Here is a 17,350-nt window from a genome sequence, read left to right as displayed (position 1 = left end):
GGCGAGGAGAGCGAGGCGATGCGTCCGGAACAGCACAAAGAGGGTGAGGCAACGGACCAGACAAACCGGCTCAAGGTTGGCTTCGTGCTGGCGCGCTCATTCACGCTGTCTGCCTTTGCGATGTTCGTCGATACCCTGCGCCTTGCGAGCGACGAGCAGGATCGCTCGGGACGGGTGAAGGCGGACTGGCAGGTGCTGGGCAGTACCCGCCATCTCATCGTCTCAAGCTGCGGCGTGCAGGTTGCCCCAACATCGGATTTTGTCGATCCCGCCCGGTTCGATTATATCGCCGTCATCGGCGGATTGCTGAACAGGGAAGATCCCGTCGATCATGAGACGATAGGGTTTTTAAAGCTTGCCGATGCGAGGAAGGTTCCCTTGCTCGGTATCTGCACCGGCACCTTCATTCTGGCTGAAGCGGGGTTGATGAAGAACCACGACGTCTGCGTGAGCTGGCTTCATGCCAAGGCGTTCAGGGAGCGGTTTCCGGGGCTGTCAGTCCGGCCGGACAGGATTTTCAATCTCGACAGACGCCGGGGTTCCTGCGCCGGAGGCAGCAGTGCCGCCGATATGGCGGCAGCTCTCGTCCGGCGCCACATCAGCCCCGATGCGGAGCGAAACGCCCTTGAAGTGTTGCAGATCGAGAAGGCGCGCTCCCATCTGGAAATCCAGCCAAGAAGACCGCTTTACGAGGAGTACAGTGACACGCGTCTCAGGGCGGTCATGATCATGATGGAGCAGCATCTGGACGGCGATATGCCGATTGCTCAGCTTGCGGCATTCGTGGGGGTGACGCGCAGGCAGCTGGAGCGGATATTCGAGAAGGAGGCGGGCATTTCGCCGGCGCGGGCTTATGTGCGGGTGCGCCTTGAGCGTGCCAAGGTGCTTCTCACGCAGACGAAATTGCCACTGACCGATATTGCGCTCGATCTCGGCTTTCACACGGCCTCGCAATTCACACGCTCATTCAAGAAGGAATTCGGGCAGACCCCGTCACACCTGCGTTCCACTTTTCTGGGCGCGCGCTGATTCCGTGCGTCAGAAGCGCCGATGATCGATATTACCGGGGGCTTGCAAGAACGGGAGACGGCATCCTTGTGTGTGATGCCGTTCAACCCATGCCGGTGTTTAGCGGTCGATGACAAGATCGCTAAGCGGCCGCGAGCAGCAAGGCAAAAACATTCCGGCGTCGATCTCGCGTTGCCTTATCCCGCCATTGTGGTTCATGTCGACGGTGCCGGACACCAGCTTTGATTTGCATGTGCCGCAGACGCCGTTGGAGCAGGACGAGGGCAGGCGAACCCCGGACTTTTTTGCTGACGACAAAACGGTCTGGTCGCTTCCCACTTCAATGTTTCGGCCCTGCTTCTGAAATTCAACCTGCCATACCCTGCTCGCTGCGGCCTCCCCTGCTGGAAGCCTCGTTTCATCGATCACCGCCGCGTCGAAGCTCTCCTCGATATAGTTTTGCGCTGGAACCCCGAGCGCCGATGAAATCGAACGGGCTGCCGCCATGAAAGGCGCCGGGCCGCAGCACATGACGGTCCGATCAGCAATATCGGGTACGGCAAGCTTCATGAATTCGGCTGTGATGCGGCCGGTGAGGCCCGGCCATGACGGCTCTCCAAGCACTGTTTCAGGAAGAAATTGCAGACGCAGCCCCTTCATTCGAGCGGCAAGACAGTTCAGTTCATCGCGGAATATCAGATCGAGCGGCGTCCGCGCCGCGTGCATGAAGACGACATCTGCGGGTTCACAGCAATCCGCGAGGTCGCGAAGGATCGACATCACCGGGGTTATTCCCAAACCGCCGGAGAGAAGAAGCAGTTTGGAAGAGACGGCATGCGGGCGGATGAATTGCCCAAGCGGGCCTTGCGCGCTGACCGTCATGCCCCTGGCCAGATTGTCGTGAAGCCAGTTCGATACCCGACCGTTCGCCACGCGCTTGACCGTGACGCTGAAAGCATTCGACCGGTGGGGGGATGACGAGATGCTGTAGCAGCGCGCTTCGGCATCGTTCCCCATCGGAAAATCGAAGAGAAAATACTGGCCGCCTTCGAAATCGAACCGCTTTCCATGCGGGGATGCGAAGGTGAAACTCTTCACATCATGGGTTTCCTGATGAACGTCGATGCAGACAAGCGTGTCGTCATGCTCCGGATCCCACACGCCGCGATCTGCAACCGCACCGCTTTTCCTTGTTGCGAGATCAATATCCATTGGCGCGCATCCGGTCGATGTACCACGTCGCGAACTTGTCGAGATTGGTTTCGGAAAAACGGGAATAGGGGCCGGGCCGGTAGGCGGGATCAAGGGCGCCGGCATGGGAGCGGGCGACCAGATCCGCATCCTGATCGGTGGTCGCGATCCACACATCGGTCAGCTTGTCGAGATCATAGTCGACGCCTTCAATGGCATCCTTGTGAACCAGCCACTTCGTGCGCACGAGGGTTTTTCCGGCCGAGAGCGGAATGACGATTGCAACAACCGCATGGTCTCCCATGAAGTGGTTCCAGGAATTGTGTCCCCAGAGATGTGTGTCGCCCAGATCCTTCCGGGTCATATGGCCGAGAAGTCTGGCGGAAGCGGCCGTCGCATCATGGGTCTGGGATTCGCCGGCGCCGGAAATGATCAGACGCTGCGTTCTGAAGTTGGTTGCGCAATCCGTAAGCTGTTCGACGGCCGAGGAGGGAAAGCCATCCGTTTCCCATGCCCTTGTCCGCTCTTCATAAAGCCGGAAATGTTCCTCGGCCTGTTCCCGGTCTTCGGGGCTCAATGTCTCCGGGTCGAAACCGAAGTCGAGATCGACGAAGGAAACGCAGAGTTCCGGATGGTTTGCCGAGCAATGATAGCACTCGCGGTTGTTTTCCATCGTCAGCTTCCAGTTGCCATCCTCGATGACGTCGGTCTGATGTGCGATCTTCGCATTGCGGATGTCATAGGGGGCGAGACGCTCTGCCATCGTCCGTTCGAGGAGGTCGATATCTTCTGGCGGATTGTCGGAAAGACAGACGTAAATCAGGCCGCCGATCGATTTGAAGTTCACCTGCCGCAGGCTGTGACAATTCTTGTCGAAGTCCTTGCCCATATGCGGTGCATAGCTGAGCTCGCCGGTCAGTTCATAGGTCCAGGTGTGGTAGGGGCAGACGAGCTTCGAGATAATCGTGCTGCCGGCGTCCAGCAGACGCGCACCGCGATGGCGACAGACATTGTGCAGCACGCGGATTTCACCTTCGTCGTCCCGCAGTAGGATGAGGCTGGTCCTGCCGATGTCGACCACCGTGGCGTCGCCGGCTTCCGGAACGTCGCAGTCGAGACCCACACAGATCCAGTGCTTGTGAAAAAATACCTCGATGTCGGCGTCGAACACGTCGTCGCGCGTATAGAGACCGGCGGGCAGGGAATGCCCGTTGGTGCGGGCATCGAGCAATGACGAAATGGATGATGCGAGCTTGTTTAGCATGATATCCCCTGATGCTTGTTTGCATGGAGATTGCGCTTGCATCCCTTGTTTCTCAACGGCATTAATTATCAAGCTTGTATAATGAAATGTAATGCAAAGAGGGTGTCATGCAGTTTCGCAAACGCCTGCCGTCGCTTACGGCGCTGATCATGCTCGAGGCGGTTTTGCGTCGGAGAAGCTTTACCGCGGCTGCCGGGGAGCTTGGCGTCACCCAGGCGGCGGTCAGCAGACAGATCGCCCTGCTGGAGGATGAGCTGGGCGTGCCGATGTTCATCCGCAAGCACCGGGCGATTGAGCCCACCACCGCCTGCGAGGCTCTGGGAGCGTCATTGGCGCAAAGCTTCGTCAACATCGCGGAGACGATCGATGCTATCAAGGGATCGGCGAAAGACGTTGTCACCATCGGCGCGACGGTCGCGTTTTCGTCTTTCTGGCTGCTTCCGCGCCTTGCCGATTTCCGTGCGCAGAACCCCGGAATTCAGATCCGGGTCGTTTCACAGGATACACGCATCAACCTTGATGACGGCGATATCGATATAGTCATCCGGTACGGCGTTCCTCCGTTCAGTGACGGAACGGTCATCGCGTCGCGCGACGATGTGCTTATGCTGGTATGTTCACCCGGTTATCTGGAAAAGCGCGGGGCAGGGTCTCTGGCGGCTGCCGATGAACTGATAGAAACGGATGTTGAAGACAGGTCCTGGCTTTCATGGAGCCACTGGCTTTCCAGCCTCGATCTCCGCTTCGAGATAAAGCCGACCCTGCGCTTCAATCACTATACCGAAACCATCTTTGCCGCGCGCGAAGGGCAGGGGCTGGCGCTGGGGTGGGGACTTCTTGTGAAGACCTTTCTGGATGACGGGACACTGGTGCCTTTTGATGACACCAGAATGCCTTCAGGCGCGCGCTACAACGTTGTCTTGCCAACCAAATCGCGAAGGACAATGGCGACCGATCGCGCGGCGGCCTGGCTTACCGCCGCGCTGCATGGCTGAGTGGAATCGTCTCCACCTGGGCGGTGGCTACTTTACCTTTGAAGTATCGAGCCCTTGCCGGCATGACAGTTTGACTTACGGAAGCGCGCCGAGCCGGCGTCTAAATATCTGAGATCATGGGCAATGTGGCGGTGTGGTTTTCTCCGGTCACAATCGGCCAGCAATGGCATTGACTTTCGTGAAATATCACAACATTCTAGTTTGCGGATGAGGAGGCATGTCCGGCGGTGGAGGAAACGTCCGCCGGATATGCGTATAAGGATGGAGGATCCAAATGGCTTATCTGCATTCAAGACGCGGAGTTGTTCGCGGCGTTCTGGCGTCGGCGTTGCTGGTCTCGGCCCTGTCGGGCACGGCCTTCGCGCAGCAGACGAAAGAGAAAATCACATTTGCTGCGGCGATGTTCTCCGAGGCGGGGCGCGGCGACCGCGCCAAGGCGTGGGTTCAGAAATTCAACGAAAGTCAGGACAAGATCGAGGTCGAGCCGATTGCGATCCCGTTCTCCAGCTTCGCCAACACGGTCTTCACGCAGATGGGCGGCGGCGGTGGCCCGGATCTGGTCCGCTTCGACCAGATCGACTATTTCGCAGCCGTCCCGTCGGGGCGCGTTCTTTCCCTCGAAGGCCTTGTCGATCCATCGCAATATAAATTCATCGGTCCGGACAAATATCTGGCCGTGAATGGCAAGCGTTATGGCGTGATCTTCGATTCCACCGGTTACGGGCTTCTCTACAACAAGGATATCGTCAAGGGCGCGCCGCCGACGACATTCGAGGATTTCCTCAAGGTCGCCAAGGAAACGACGGGTGATGGCAAATATGGCTACGCATACCGCGCCACGATGGCCGAGCGGGCCGGTTTCTGGCAGGACGTCTGCAATTTCGTCTACGGATTTGGTGGCCGCTGGAGCGACGCTTCCGGCAATCTGACGGTAAACAGCCCGGAGGTCATCAAGGGTATCGAGGCCTATAAGGCGGTCTACGATCTCGATGTCACTCCGAAAGGCGCCGATGCCGCCACCTACCGGCGCATGTTCTGGGAAGGCAAGATTGCCATGAATGTCGACAATGGCGGCGTTGCGGCGATCTTCCACCAGAATTCGCCGAACCTTCCCTTTGCGGCGGCACCGTCGCCCTTCCCGACGCCCGCCCAGGGCCTGATCATGACCATGCTGTCGATCAACGCCAATACCAAGCACAAGGATGCGGCCGTCACCTTCCTGAAATGGGCGCTGGAGCCGGAAAATCAGCAGGGCCTGCAAAAGGCCATGGGAACCATCGTCGGTACGGTGACGCAATATTCCGCCGAGGATCTGGCGGCGCAGCCCTGGCTCACCGTTTATGACAAACAGGTCGAAACCGCGGTCCCGCAACTGGTCATGGGGCTTGAGACGAAGACGCCGGAAATCCAGCAGATCGTGCTTGAGAGCGTGCTGAAGGTTCTTCAGGGCGGGGAAAATCCCAAGGACGCCATGGATGCCGCGCAGCGGCTGATCGAGCGACGGGTACTGCGCCGCTGATGCGGCGCAGACTTTGCCTGCAATTTCCAGATAGCGAGTAATGTCGATGCGATCATCCGGCTCACGAAGCGGGATCGAGGGCAGCCGGTGGACACCTTATTGGTTCGCCGCGCCTGTCGCCCTTTATCTTCTGCTGTTTCAAATCTACCCCTTGTTGCAGGAGCTGAAGCTCAGCTTCACATCGACTTCGCTGCTGTCTCCCGACGACCAGCTCTTTGTCGGTTTCGAAAACTATCTCTACATCTTCGAAACCAGCGATTTCGCGCAGGTTCTGTGGGTCACGCTGATCTATACGATCCTCTGCGTCGTGCTGGCGATCGGTTTCGGTCTCGGTACGGCGCTGCTTCTCAACAACCCCTTTACCGGACGCGGCATTGCCCGCGCTCTGGTAACGGTGCCGTGGGCGGCGCCGCCGGTTGCCGTTGCGCTGATCTTCACCTGGATGCTCAACTCGCAATATGGCGTGTTCAATTATGCGCTGCGGGTGCTGGGCCTGCCGTTTTCCAACGAAAACTGGCTGGACAATCCCTCGCTTGCCCTGCCTGCCATCATGATCACGACCATCTGGCAGATATTTCCGTTTTCTTCGGTCGTTATTCTGGCAGCCTTGCAGGGCGTTCCGTCGGAAGTGCGCGAAGCCGCGATCATCGACGGGGCCGACCGGTTCAACGTCTTCAAGACGGCTGTGTGGCCAACCATCCAGCCGACCGTGCTGCTGCTCGCGCTGTTCGTCACCATATGGTCGCTGCGCCGTTTCGATCTGATCTGGCTGATGACGCAGGGAGGGCCGATCGGTGCGACCAATACGCTGGTGATCGAGCTTTACCGCCAGGGCTTCGTCTATCGCGAGCTTGGCAGTGCCGCCTCCATCGGCATGGTGGGCCTCGCCATAGCGCTTGTCGTGACAATGATCTACTTCAAGATATCGCAGCGTGCCGAACGTGCGCAGGGGAGACGCGCATGAAAACCTCTCCCTGGCAGCACAGCCTGCGCATGATCAGCGTTCTCGCCCTTCTCGGCGTTGCTGTCTTCCCGATCTATTGGATGCTCGTGACATCGCTCACCACGTCTTCGGAGCTATTTGCTGCAACCCCGCAGTTCCTGCCGTCGTTTTCGGAACTGAATGTTTATCAGGACGTGTTCAAGACCATACCGGTTGCGACATGGCTGAAAAACAGCGTGATCGTTGCTTCCGGCACGACGGTGCTGAGCATTGTGCTGGCGATCCTGCCCGCCTATGCGCTCTCCCGTTTCCGGTTCGCCGGCCTTGCGCTTCTCGGCTTCGTGCTGTTTGCCACCCAGATGCTGCCCGAAGCCATGTTGGTCGTGCCGCTTTACGCCATCTTCGGCGACCTCGGGTTGCTCAATACTTTGACCGGCCTGATCCTCGCCAACACCGCCTTTACGGTGCCGGTCATCGCCTGGATTCTCAAAGGCGCCGTCGACGCAGTGCCGATCGAGGTGGAGGAGGCCGCCCGCATGGAAGGGTGCTCCAAGCTCGACGTGGTGCTTCTGATCGTGGTGCCGCTGATCGGGCCGACGCTCGCCGCCGCCTCGGTCATCGCATTCTTCAATGGCTGGAACGAGTATGTTTTCGCCCAGACGCTTATCAGCAGCGAAAGTCTGCGCACCGCCTCGGTGGGGCTTGCCGGTTTCGTCGGCGAGTTGTCGACGCCGGTTCATTCCGTCATGGCCGTCGGCTTCATCTACACGCTTCCCGCTGTCCTGTTTTACCTTCTTGTCCAGCGTTATGTCGTGGCCGGTATGACGGCCGGCAGCGTCAAGGGCTGATAAAGGATATTTGAAATGGCATCCATTACCCTGAAAAGCGTCAGCAAGAGTTTCGGCGCGAAGGACGTTATCCGCAATATCGATATCGCCGTTTCGGACGGCGAGTTTCTGGTACTGCTCGGCCCTTCGGGCTGCGGAAAATCGACGCTTCTGCGCATGCTGGCCGGTCTTGAAAGCATTTCCGGCGGAGAAATACTGATCGGCAGCCGCCGCGTCGACAATCTGCCGCCAAGCGACCGCGACATGGCCTTCGTTTTCCAGTCCTATGCGCTCTATCCGCATCTGACCGTGCGCAGGAACATGACGTTTCCGCTGGTGATGAAACAGTTCCGCTGGTGGCATCACCTTCCGGTCATCGGAGGCCTTGTCAGGCGGCGGATCGAGAATTCGCCGCAGGTGAAGGAGATGGTACAGCGCAATGCGAAGATACTGGGCCTGACCGAGATGCTGGACCGGTTTCCGCGCACCCTGTCGGGCGGGCAGCGGCAGCGTGTCGCGCTGGGCCGGGCGATGGTGCGGCAGCCTGAAGTCTTCCTGATGGATGAGCCGCTCTCCAATCTGGATGCCAAGCTCAGGACGTCGATGCGGGCGGAAATTTCCAAGCTGCATGCCGATATCGGCGGTACATTCGTTTACGTGACCCACGACCAGGTCGAGGCCATGACGATGGGAAGCAAGATCGCGCTGATGCGCGACGGCGTGGTTCAGCAATTCGGTTCGTCCCGCGAAATCTATAGCGATCCTGCCAATACCTATGTCGCGCGCTTTATCGGCACGCCGCCGATGAACCTTATCGAAGCCGATGCGGCAAGTGGTGTCGTCAGCGTCGGTGGTACGACGCTGGCATTGCCGCAGGGCCTGTCGGCAGCGGTCAGGGAGAACGGCAAGGTTCTGTTCGGCATCCGCCCGAATGCGATCCGGCTGACGCCTGAACGTCAACCCGGCAGCGTCGACGGAACGGTGACGCTGGTCGAGCATATCGGGGCCGAATCCGTCATCGCGGTCACGCTCAGCAATGCCCGCACGGCGCATCGCGAGGAAGGTGAACTGGACGCCGTCATGGTCACCGAACAGGGCTACACCGGGCTTAAAGTCGGTGATCCGGTTTCGCTGGCGTTCAACCTTGATGAAGCCGTTCTGTTTTCGGCTGAAACCGGTCTGCGGCTGCGCCTATAATCTCAGCACCGGAGCCGGATCATGAAGGACGCAAGGGGCGATACTTCAAAGCGAGATCAGCGATTCCAGGCTGGAATCGAGGATGGACGGGTCGATGTCCCTCTCCAGGGCATCAAACATCCGATCGACATAGTCGATCAGCTGGTCGGACGCCTCGACGGCGAGGGCGACATTCCGCTTGGCGATTGCCTCGAGTATGCCGATATGGCTCTGGATGCTTCCGGCAAGGCTTTCCGCGCCGCCTATATTGCGGTGGTGGATAAGGCCGATACGTCGGAACAGGGTGTGGAGCGGCCGCAGCGTATGCTCGAGGAAGGGCTCTCCCGCCGCCAGCAGGATCAGCCTGTCGATGCGGCGGTCGAAAATATTGAAATCGCCGATCGCCATGGTGTCACGCTGGTCTTTCAGAATGCGGGTGATGTGCAGCATCTGCGAACGGTGCGTGGACGTGGAGTGCTCGGCGGCCAGCGACACGACAAAACGCTCAAGGTCGCGCCGCAAGCGCAGAAGCATTCGCTCGCGGGCAAGGTCGATGGGCGCGATCTGCAGGCCATGACGGGGTTGAATGATCACGAGCGTATCTGCGGCCAGCCGGCTGACCGCCTGATGCACGGGTGTGCGGCTCAATCCGGTTTCTCTCTGCAAATCCTGAATGGAAAGAAAGCGGCCCGGCTTGAGCTCACAGGTAATGATCAGGTGCTCGATGCGCTCATAGGCAAGTTCCGTCAGGTTGACGCTGTTGCGTCTCTTTTTCTCCTGCGGATTGCCGTCCTCATCTTTCGTCCCGTTCTTGTCTTCACCGGTCATGCTTCATTCCTCGAGATTCTGCCTGAGGTTACCGTTCCGTCTCGTCAGTTGCAAAATGCAATGACAGGAAATTTCTCAATATTTCAGATTTCCAGAGTTTTCAAAGGAAGTGCCGGGGCGGCAGGGGAGCTTTTCGCCAGTAAGCGGCTCCATCAAACCAGAAAATGTCTCGCTTGAAGGCTGCTCAGGCTCCGTCATGGCGAAATCAGGAAGGAAAATTCGATGTTAGGCGTTATCATTCACGCGCAGAAGGATCTGCGGATCGAGCCCGTGGCAAGCGTCGCCCCGGCTGCCGGTCAGGTTAGAATAGCGGTCAAGGCCGGGGGCATTTGCGGTTCCGATCTCCATTATTATCTGCATGGAGGCTCCGGCAGCATCCGCGTGCGCGAACCGATGGCACTCGGTCACGAGATGGCGGGCATCATCGAGGAATGCGGCGCCGGCGTTTCGCATCTGGTGCCGGGCATGCGGGTATCGGTCAATCCGAGTTCACCGTGCTACGAGTGTGAATATTGCCGTGAAGGCGCCCATAACCAGTGCATGAACATGCAGTTCATGGGCAGCGCCATGCGCCTGCCGCATGCGCAGGGTGGTTTTCGCCAGAGCATTACCGTCAGTGCTGCCCAGGCTATTCCGATCGCCGACACCGTTACCATGGCGGAAGCGGCCATGGCCGAGCCGCTTGCGGTCGTTCTGCATGCCATGAAACAGGCAGGGCCGCTTCTGGGCAAGCGTGTGCTGGTAACGGGCTGCGGTCCTATCGGGGCTTTGTGTGTGCTGGTCGCGCGCAATGCAGGCGCTGCGGAGATCGTCGCGACGGATGTGGGCGAATTCCCGCTGCAGGTTGCCAGCAGACTCGGTGCTACCGAGGTTCTCAACATGAGGACGGCACCGGAAGCGCTTGCGCCCTACGCCACGGGCAAGGGTACGATCGACATATTGTTCGAGGCATCGGGCAATCAGGCTGCACTCAATGGCGCGCTTGCGGCCATTCGTGCCGGCGGCATCATCGTCCAGCTCGGACTTGGCGGTGATGTGACCCTGCCGATCAATGCGATCGTCACCAAGGAATTGCAGTTGCGCGGCACCTTCCGATTCGACGGTGAATTCCGGCAGGCCGTCGACCTGATGAACTCCGGCCGCATCGATCTGAAGCCACTCGTAACCCACACATTGCCTTTTCAGGAGGCTGATGAGGCCTTCATGCTGGCCACCGACCGGTCGCGGGCGATGAAGGTACAATTGTCGTTCTGAAAGGCGTCAGGCATGAATTCTGTATCAACCATGTCCCTCTCGGGAAAAGTAGCCCTCGTTACCGGCGGCAATGGCGGGATCGGGCTGTCAATGGCCGTTGGTCTGGCAAAGGCCGGGGCAAGGGTGGTGATTGCCGGGCGCAACCCGCGCAAGGGCGAGGATGCCGTCCGGCTTCTTGATGCAACAGGAGGTTCAGGCCGGTTTCTGGAACTGGATATCAGTGATGATAACGCCAACATACAGGCCATCGGAGATCTGGTGCAGGCGGAAGGCCGGCTCGACATCCTCGTCAACAATGCCGGCATCAATGTCCGCCGCGCGCCGGAAATCTTTGATCTCTTCGACTGGAACCGCATCATTCAAACCAATCTGACTGCGGCATTCGTCTGCTCAAAGGCGGCTTACCCGGCGATGAAGGCAGCCGGTGAGGGTAAGATCATCAATATCGGCTCCATGACATCCATATTCGGCGCTTCTTTCGCACCCGCCTATGGGGCGAGCAAAGGCGGTATCGTCCAGCTGACCCGATCGCTCGCCGTTGCCTGGGCGCCGGACAACATTCAGGTCAATGCCGTTCTGCCGGGATGGATCGACACGGATCTTGGCGTTTCGGCCAGGCAGGAGGTGGAGGGGCTGAACCAGAAAGTACTTTCCCGCACGCCTGCCGGGCGCTGGGGGCGCGGGGAGGATTTCGAGGGCATTGCCGCCTTTCTTGCCGGTCCCGGCTCAGGCTTCATCACCGGTGCCGCCATCCCCGTCGATGGCGGATATTCAATATCCGGCTAAATAATGGCTCGAACCGCCGGCGCAGGTGCGGAGGAGAACACCATGAAGATCACAAAACTCACCACCTATATCGTTCCACCACGCTGGCTGTTCCTCAAGATCGAGACGGATGAGGGCATTACCGGCTGGGGCGAGCCCGTGGTCGAAGGCAGGGCACTGACGGTTCAGGCTGCCGTGCATGAGCTGGAGGATTACCTCATCGGCAAGGATCCGTTCCTGATCGAGGATCACTGGACGGTCATGTATCGCGGTGGCTTTTATCGGGGCGGCGCGGTCCATATGAGTGCCATTGCCGGGATCGATCAGGCGCTCTGGGATATCAAGGGCAAGGCGCTCGGCCAGCCGGTCCATTCGCTGCTTGGCGGCCAGTGCCGCGACAGGATCAAGGTCTATTCATGGATCGGCGGTGATCGCCCGAGTGACGTCGCGAAGAATGCGCGGGACGTCGTTGCCGCGGGATTCAAGGCGATCAAGCTGAATGGCGCTGAAGAGCTGCAGATTGTCGACGGCAACGACAAAATCGATGCCATCGTCGCGACGATAGGCGCCGTGCGCGATGCGGTGGGGCCGCATATCGGAATAGGCGCCGATTTCCATGGCCGGGTTCACAGGCCGATGGCCAAGGTGCTGGCACGGGAACTCGAGCAGTTCAAGCTGATGTTCATCGAAGAGCCGGTGCTTTCGGAAAATCTCGAGGCGCTGAAGGAAATTGCCAATCATTGCTCGGCGCCGATCGCGCTCGGCGAACGGCTTTACTCACGCTGGGATTTCAAATCCGTTCTCGCCGGCGGCTATGTCGATATCATCCAGCCGGATCTTTCGCATGCGGGCGGAATTACCGAATGCCGCAAGATTGCGACGATGGCGGAGGCTTATGACGTCGCCCTTGCGCCACATTGCCCGCTTGGGCCGATTGCTCTGGCCGCCTGCCTGCAAATCGATGCTGTCAGCCACAACGCGTTTATCCAGGAGCAGAGCCTTGGTATTCACTACAATCAGGGCAGCGACCTTCTGGACTACATCACCAACAAGGATGTCTTCCGTTACGAGAACGGGTTTGTCGAAATACCGCAGGGTCCCGGCCTGGGTATTGAAGTTGATGAGGCGCATGTGATCGAAATGGCGAGGCAAGGCCATCGCTGGCGTAATCCGCTATGGCGCCATCAGGATGGTAGTGTCGCCGAATGGTAACGCCTGTTTTGACCAAGCAGACGCGACCCGTGGCGGTGCGGTGCGCCTCGCCGCAACTACCGCATCGGCCTCCGTGTCGCTCACGGCCGGGAAGGAGGCGATCCCGAAACGGAGCCATGCCGGGCAAACGTCCGGGTGCGGCGGCAGGCGATGTTCACCTTATGGCTTCGTCAGTTGACGCCCGCCCGAAGCAGGACGCCGACGGCCGAGTCGAAATGCTCGGTCATGGCAGCCTCCGCCATCTCCATATTCTGCAGGCTGATCGCTTCAGCGATCCTCTGGTGGCAGCGGATGTTTTCCGTGCGGTTCTCCAGAGTGGCGCGGCTGCGCCAGCCGATATGCCAGGTCTGCTGCGTTACGACGCGGAAAGAGCCGACGATGATTCCATAAAGGGAGTTGCCGGAAGCCTGGGCGATCAGTTCGTGGAAACGAATGTCGAGTTCCATCACCGCCTCCGGTGTTTCGAGCGCGTTGAACATGTCTTCCACGATCTGGAGAAGCTCCCGCGCCTGCGCGTCCGTCCGGCGCAGCGATGCAAGGCTTGCCGTGCGCAGCTCAAGCGTGCGCCGAACGTCGAGAACCTGCTGAACGCTGAGCTGCTTCGTTGTCACGGTATGATCGAGAATCATGCTGAGCGGTATCGCATCCGGTGCGGCAACACGCGCCCGGCGACCGGAGCTGACTTCCAGGATTCCAAGCGCGGCAAGCGCACGAAAGGCCTCCCGCGCCACGGACCGGGAAACGTCGAGCTTGGCGGCCATGGCTGTTTCGCTTGGCATGGGACTGCCCGACCGAAGCTGGTTTTCGCGCATATAGGCGCGCACGTCGACTATGGCTCGCTCAACGAGACCTATATCTTCTTCGAAAACTTGTCCTACAGCTTTTGTCATTTCGGAATACTACTTTCATAATTTCGGTTGACAACATTATAAGAGACTGGCAGAAATTCTGCCATAAAAATCGGGCGGAGAGAATCGTCAGTCAGACCTTGATGGAGAAACAGGGCCGCATGCTCTCGCATGCGATCGATGGATTTCCTTTGTCTCTGCGGTTCTCCCGCTGAAATGGCGACCTGGCGAAAGCCGGGCGGATTGAACGGAAGCGATGATGAAGATAACTGCGATCAAGACTTTTCGTGCAGAGGAGTTCTCCAATGTTCTCTGGGTGCATGTGGAGACGGATCAGGGCGTTACCGGCCTCGGCGAAACCTTTTACGGGGCGGCGGCCGTTGAGGCCCACATCCATGATACGCTGGCAAGCCGGCTCGTGGGCCGCAATCCGCTTCATATAGAGGCTCTTCACCGGGAAATGCTCAACCTGCCCATGGCACATGCTTCGACGGGGGCGGAACATCGGGCCGCCTCCGCAATCGACATCGCGCTATGGGATCTGTTCGGCAAGGTGTGCGGGCAGCCCGTTCACCAGATGCTGGGCGGGCTCTGCGTGGAGAAGATGCGCGTCTACAATACCTGCGCCGGAAGCCGCTATGTGCGGACGAAGAAGATCAAGCCGGTCGATACATGGAACCTGGGGGAAGAGGCGGGTCCTTACGAGGATCTCGACGGTTTCATGAACCGGGCGGGCGAACTGGCGGAGGATCTCCTGTCGAACGGGATCACGGCCATGAAGATCTGGCCGTTCGATCCTCCGGCGATGGAAAACCGCGGCCTGTTCATCACGGCGGAACAGATGAAGACGGCGATCAAGCCGTTCGAACTGATCCGCAAGGCCGTCGGCGACAAGATGGATATCATGGTCGAGTTCCACTCGCTGTGGAACCTGCCGGTTGCCAAGCAGATCGCGCGGGCGCTCGAACCGTTCAAGCCCACATGGTACGAAGATCCGATACGGATGAATTCGCCGCAGGCGCTTGCCGAATACGCGCATTCCACCGATGTGTGGACCTGCGCTTCCGAAACGCTCGGGACACGTTTTGCCTATAAGGACTATCTCGACCGCGACGCCGCCCATGTCGTCATGGCCGACCTGTGCTGGACGGGCGGTTTGACCGAGGGCCGCAAGATCGCGGCCATGGCGGAAACCTATCACCGGCCTTTTGCCCCGCATGACTGCATCGGCCCGGTCGGGTTCGCTGCGGCCATCCACATGAGCTTTTCGCAACCCAACACCCTCATCCAGGAAAGCGTGCGTGCCTTTTACAAGGGCTGGTATCGCGAACTGGTGACGGAGGTTCCGCGTATCGAGGGCGGCTTCGTTTACCCAATGGAAGGCCCCGGTCTCGGCACTGAACTGCAACCGTCCTTCTTCGAACGCTCGGATCTGTCCGTGCGCGTCTCTGAACTCTGAGGGGGGAATCGTCATGAGCGTCTCACTATTTGATCTGAGCGGCAAGACGGCGCTGATCACCGGTTCGTCCCGTGGTTTGGGGCGGGCCTTTGCCGAGGGGCTGGCGAATGCCGGCGCCCGGGTTATCCTCAATGGCGTCGACGCCAAGCGACTGGAAGAGGCGGCCACGGCGATGCGCTCGGCCGGCCGCGACGTGCTGACGGCGGCGTTTGACGTGACCGACGAAGCCGCTGTCATCGCAGCCTTCGAGCGGCTCGACCGGGACGGTATCCGGGTGGATATCCTCGTCAACAATGCCGGTATCCAGTTTCGCAAGCCGATGCTTGAGCTGGAGACCGCCGACTGGCGCCGGGTGATAGATACCAATCTGACCTCGGCCTTCCTTGTTGGCCGGGAGGCGGCGAGGCGGATGGCGGAGCGCGGTTCCGGCAAGATCATCAATATCGGATCGCTGACCTCCGAACTCGCCCGGGCAACGGTTGCGCCTTACACCGTGGCGAAAGGCGGCATCAAGATGCTGACCAAGGCCATGGCGGCAGAGTGGGCCGAAAAGGGCATTCAGGCCAATGCGATCGGCCCCGGCTACATGATCACGGATATGAACGAGGCCCTGCTCGCCAACCCGGAATTTGACGCCTGGGTCAAGGCGCGCACGCCGGCGCGGCGCTGGGGCCGGCCCGAAGAACTGGCGGGAACCGTCATCTATTTTGCGTCCGCAGCGTCCGACTACGTCAATGGCCAGATCGTCTATGCCGATGGCGGCATGATTTCCGTGTTGTAGGCGAGCGCCCGCAATTCGTTTCGTCGCGCTTGGGGAGAGCGTGACGGGTTCCAGTAAAACCAAGGGGAGGAGCAACATGAAACTCGTATCGATGAAGCGCGCATTCGGCGCGGGAAAACAATATCTGGCATCGTGCTTCGGCACGGGCGTCACGCAGGATATGGCGCGGCGCGGCTTCGGTGTCGGCCTGTGTGCGGCGATTGCCTTTGCCGCCATGCCGGCGACGCCGATCCTGGCCCAGGACGTCAAGGTGGCAAAGCTCGGCCATGGCTTCGCCGACACCCATCCACGCTCGGCGGCGATGAAATATTTTGCCGAGGAAGTGGCGAAGGCAACCGGCGGCAGCGTCAAAGTCGATGTCTTCGGCAATTCCGCAATCGGCTCCGAAGAAAAGATGCTGATGGCGCTCCAGTCGGGAACCATCGACTTCTACATGGGTGCACTCGCGCCAATCGCCACCCATGAGAAGGAACTTCAGATCTTTGACATTCCTTTCCTCTTCGCGACCGATGCTGAGGCGGCGGACGTGCTTGACGGCTCACAGGGAAAACGCCTGCTCGACAACCTTGCCGACATGAAAATCCACGGCCTTGTCTGGGCCGGCGGCGCGTTCCGCAATCTATCGAACAGCAAGCACCCGGTGGCATCGCTCGCCGATATGAAGGGGCTGAAGGTTCGGGTCATGCAAAGCCCCATGGCGCTCGCAAGCTTCAAGGCGCTTGGCATGAACGCCGTGCCAATGGCGTTCACCGAGGTCTACACGGCGCTGGAAACAAGGGCGCTCGATGGCTATGAGCATCCTTTCGTGGACATGTATGCGAACAAGATGTTCGAGGTGCAGAAATATCTGACAGTCACCAATCACGTCTATACGCCGGTGGCGCTGCTTTCTTCCGCGAAGTTCCATGATTCGCTGACGCCGGAACAGCAGAGTGCCGTTCAGGCTGCAGCGGAGAAAACACGCACCTTCCAGCGTGAGGCCGAATTGCGCGATGCCGGCGAAGCCCTGAAAAAACTCGAGGCCGAGGGCATGGCGGCGACGGTAATGCCGCCAGCGGAACTCGATGCGATCCGCACGGCGATCGAGCCGGTCGTTACCAAGGCGAGGGACGTGATCGGCGTCGAGTTCGTCGACCAGTTTTATGCCGAGATCGCCAAACACAGAAAATAAAACCGTTATCGCCAGCGGGCCGGCTGAGTGCCGGCTCGCCACGATGGTGCTGCGGACGGGACTGTGAAATCTGCGAGGGGTGCCGCACATCGAATGCGGCGGCCATCTC

16 protein-coding genes are annotated in these 17,350 nt (G+C 59.5%); 12 read left to right on the top strand and 4 right to left on the bottom strand.

Going from position 1 to position 17,350, the window contains the following annotated elements:
• Positions 1 to 18: 18 nt before the first annotated feature.
• A complete protein-coding gene (locus tag N434_RS23290) occupies positions 19 to 1,029 on the top strand; it encodes a GlxA family transcriptional regulator (RefSeq protein ID WP_110760480.1) in 1,011 nt (336 codons plus the stop codon).
• A 99-nt stretch (positions 1,030 to 1,128) separates the two neighbouring features.
• Here the strand turns inward: N434_RS23290 and N434_RS23285 are convergent, their stop codons facing one another.
• Together N434_RS23285 and N434_RS23280 are read right to left on the bottom strand one after the other, a co-directional pair.
• Positions 1,129 to 2,220 (bottom strand): FAD-binding oxidoreductase, encoded by a 1,092-nt coding sequence (locus tag N434_RS23285; protein ID WP_110760479.1) that lies wholly within the window; start codon positions 2,218 to 2,220, stop codon positions 1,129 to 1,131.
• A complete protein-coding gene (locus tag N434_RS23280; RefSeq protein WP_110760478.1) occupies positions 2,210 to 3,463 on the bottom strand; it encodes an aromatic ring-hydroxylating oxygenase subunit alpha in 1,254 nt (417 codons plus the stop codon). Before N434_RS23280 ends, N434_RS23285 begins: the two co-directional genes overlap by 11 nt.
• Before the next feature lie 107 nt (positions 3,464 to 3,570).
• On the opposite strand from N434_RS23280, the gene N434_RS23275 reads away from it, so the two are divergent.
• From N434_RS23275 to N434_RS23255, 5 genes are all read left to right on the top strand, one after another.
• On the top strand, positions 3,571 to 4,458 hold the full coding sequence (locus tag N434_RS23275; RefSeq protein ID WP_110760477.1) for a LysR substrate-binding domain-containing protein: 888 nt from the start codon (positions 3,571 to 3,573) through the stop codon (positions 4,456 to 4,458).
• Between the two features lie 274 nt (positions 4,459 to 4,732).
• Positions 4,733 to 5,977: an ABC transporter substrate-binding protein gene (locus N434_RS23270; RefSeq protein ID WP_110760476.1), complete on the top strand. Its 1,245-nt coding sequence runs from the start codon at positions 4,733 to 4,735 to the stop codon at positions 5,975 to 5,977.
• A 40-nt stretch (positions 5,978 to 6,017) separates the two neighbouring features.
• Positions 6,018 to 6,941, top strand: a complete 924-nt coding sequence (locus N434_RS23265; RefSeq protein ID WP_174032536.1) for a carbohydrate ABC transporter permease — start codon at positions 6,018 to 6,020, stop codon at positions 6,939 to 6,941.
• Positions 6,938 to 7,768 carry a carbohydrate ABC transporter permease gene (locus N434_RS23260; RefSeq protein WP_110760475.1) on the top strand — a complete coding sequence of 277 codons (831 nt, stop codon included), beginning with the start codon at positions 6,938 to 6,940 and terminating at the stop codon, positions 7,766 to 7,768. Before N434_RS23265 ends, N434_RS23260 begins: the two co-directional genes overlap by 4 nt.
• A 15-nt stretch (positions 7,769 to 7,783) precedes the next feature.
• Complete coding sequence (locus N434_RS23255) at positions 7,784 to 8,944, top strand: ABC transporter ATP-binding protein (RefSeq protein ID WP_110760474.1); 1,161 nt, start codon at positions 7,784 to 7,786, stop codon at positions 8,942 to 8,944.
• Between the two features lie 45 nt (positions 8,945 to 8,989).
• On the opposite strand, the gene N434_RS23250 is transcribed toward N434_RS23255, so the two are convergent.
• Positions 8,990 to 9,751, bottom strand: a complete 762-nt coding sequence (locus tag N434_RS23250) for a GntR family transcriptional regulator (protein ID WP_065116617.1) — start codon at positions 9,749 to 9,751, stop codon at positions 8,990 to 8,992.
• A 222-nt stretch (positions 9,752 to 9,973) separates the two neighbouring features.
• Between N434_RS23250 and N434_RS23245 the strand changes: the two genes are divergently transcribed.
• Genes N434_RS23245 through dgoD form a run of 3 tightly spaced genes read left to right on the top strand, consistent with a single transcriptional unit; the run spans position 9,974 to position 12,982 of the window.
• On the top strand, positions 9,974 to 11,005 hold the full coding sequence (locus N434_RS23245; protein WP_110760473.1) for an L-idonate 5-dehydrogenase: 1,032 nt from the start codon (positions 9,974 to 9,976) through the stop codon (positions 11,003 to 11,005).
• A gap of 12 nt (positions 11,006 to 11,017) precedes the next feature.
• Positions 11,018 to 11,791, top strand: a complete 774-nt coding sequence (locus tag N434_RS23240) for an SDR family NAD(P)-dependent oxidoreductase (RefSeq protein ID WP_110760472.1) — start codon at positions 11,018 to 11,020, stop codon at positions 11,789 to 11,791.
• A gap of 42 nt (positions 11,792 to 11,833) precedes the next feature.
• Complete coding sequence (gene dgoD, locus N434_RS23235) at positions 11,834 to 12,982, top strand: galactonate dehydratase (RefSeq protein WP_110760506.1); 1,149 nt, start codon at positions 11,834 to 11,836, stop codon at positions 12,980 to 12,982.
• 170 nt (positions 12,983 to 13,152) lie between these two features.
• On the opposite strand, the gene N434_RS23230 is transcribed toward dgoD, so the two are convergent.
• Positions 13,153 to 13,872, bottom strand: coding sequence for a FadR/GntR family transcriptional regulator (locus N434_RS23230; RefSeq protein WP_286172381.1), 720 nt, complete (start codon positions 13,870 to 13,872; stop codon positions 13,153 to 13,155).
• Between the two features lie 217 nt (positions 13,873 to 14,089).
• On the opposite strand from N434_RS23230, the gene N434_RS23225 reads away from it, so the two are divergent.
• The 3 genes from N434_RS23225 to N434_RS23215 all read left to right on the top strand — a co-directional run bounded on the left by N434_RS23225 (position 14,090) and on the right by N434_RS23215 (position 17,241).
• A complete protein-coding gene (locus tag N434_RS23225) occupies positions 14,090 to 15,289 on the top strand; it encodes a mandelate racemase/muconate lactonizing enzyme family protein (protein WP_110760504.1) in 1,200 nt (399 codons plus the stop codon).
• Between the two features lie 13 nt (positions 15,290 to 15,302).
• The gene (locus tag N434_RS23220; protein ID WP_110760471.1) at positions 15,303 to 16,070 is read left to right on the top strand and encodes an SDR family oxidoreductase; all 768 of its coding nucleotides are present in this window, start codon (positions 15,303 to 15,305) and stop codon (positions 16,068 to 16,070) included.
• A 76-nt stretch (positions 16,071 to 16,146) separates the two neighbouring features.
• Positions 16,147 to 17,241, top strand: coding sequence for a DctP family TRAP transporter solute-binding subunit (locus N434_RS23215; protein WP_210206054.1), 1,095 nt, complete (start codon positions 16,147 to 16,149; stop codon positions 17,239 to 17,241).
• The last annotated feature ends 109 nt before the right edge of the window (positions 17,242 to 17,350 follow it).

Origin of the sequence: Rhizobium sp. UGM030330-04 (assembly GCF_003208455.1) — a bacterium.
Taxonomy (GTDB): domain Bacteria; phylum Pseudomonadota; class Alphaproteobacteria; order Rhizobiales; family Rhizobiaceae; genus Agrobacterium; species Agrobacterium rhizogenes_A.
The sequence above is the reverse complement of the archived record's forward strand: the minus strand, read 5'-3'. Positions and strand labels throughout refer to the sequence as shown.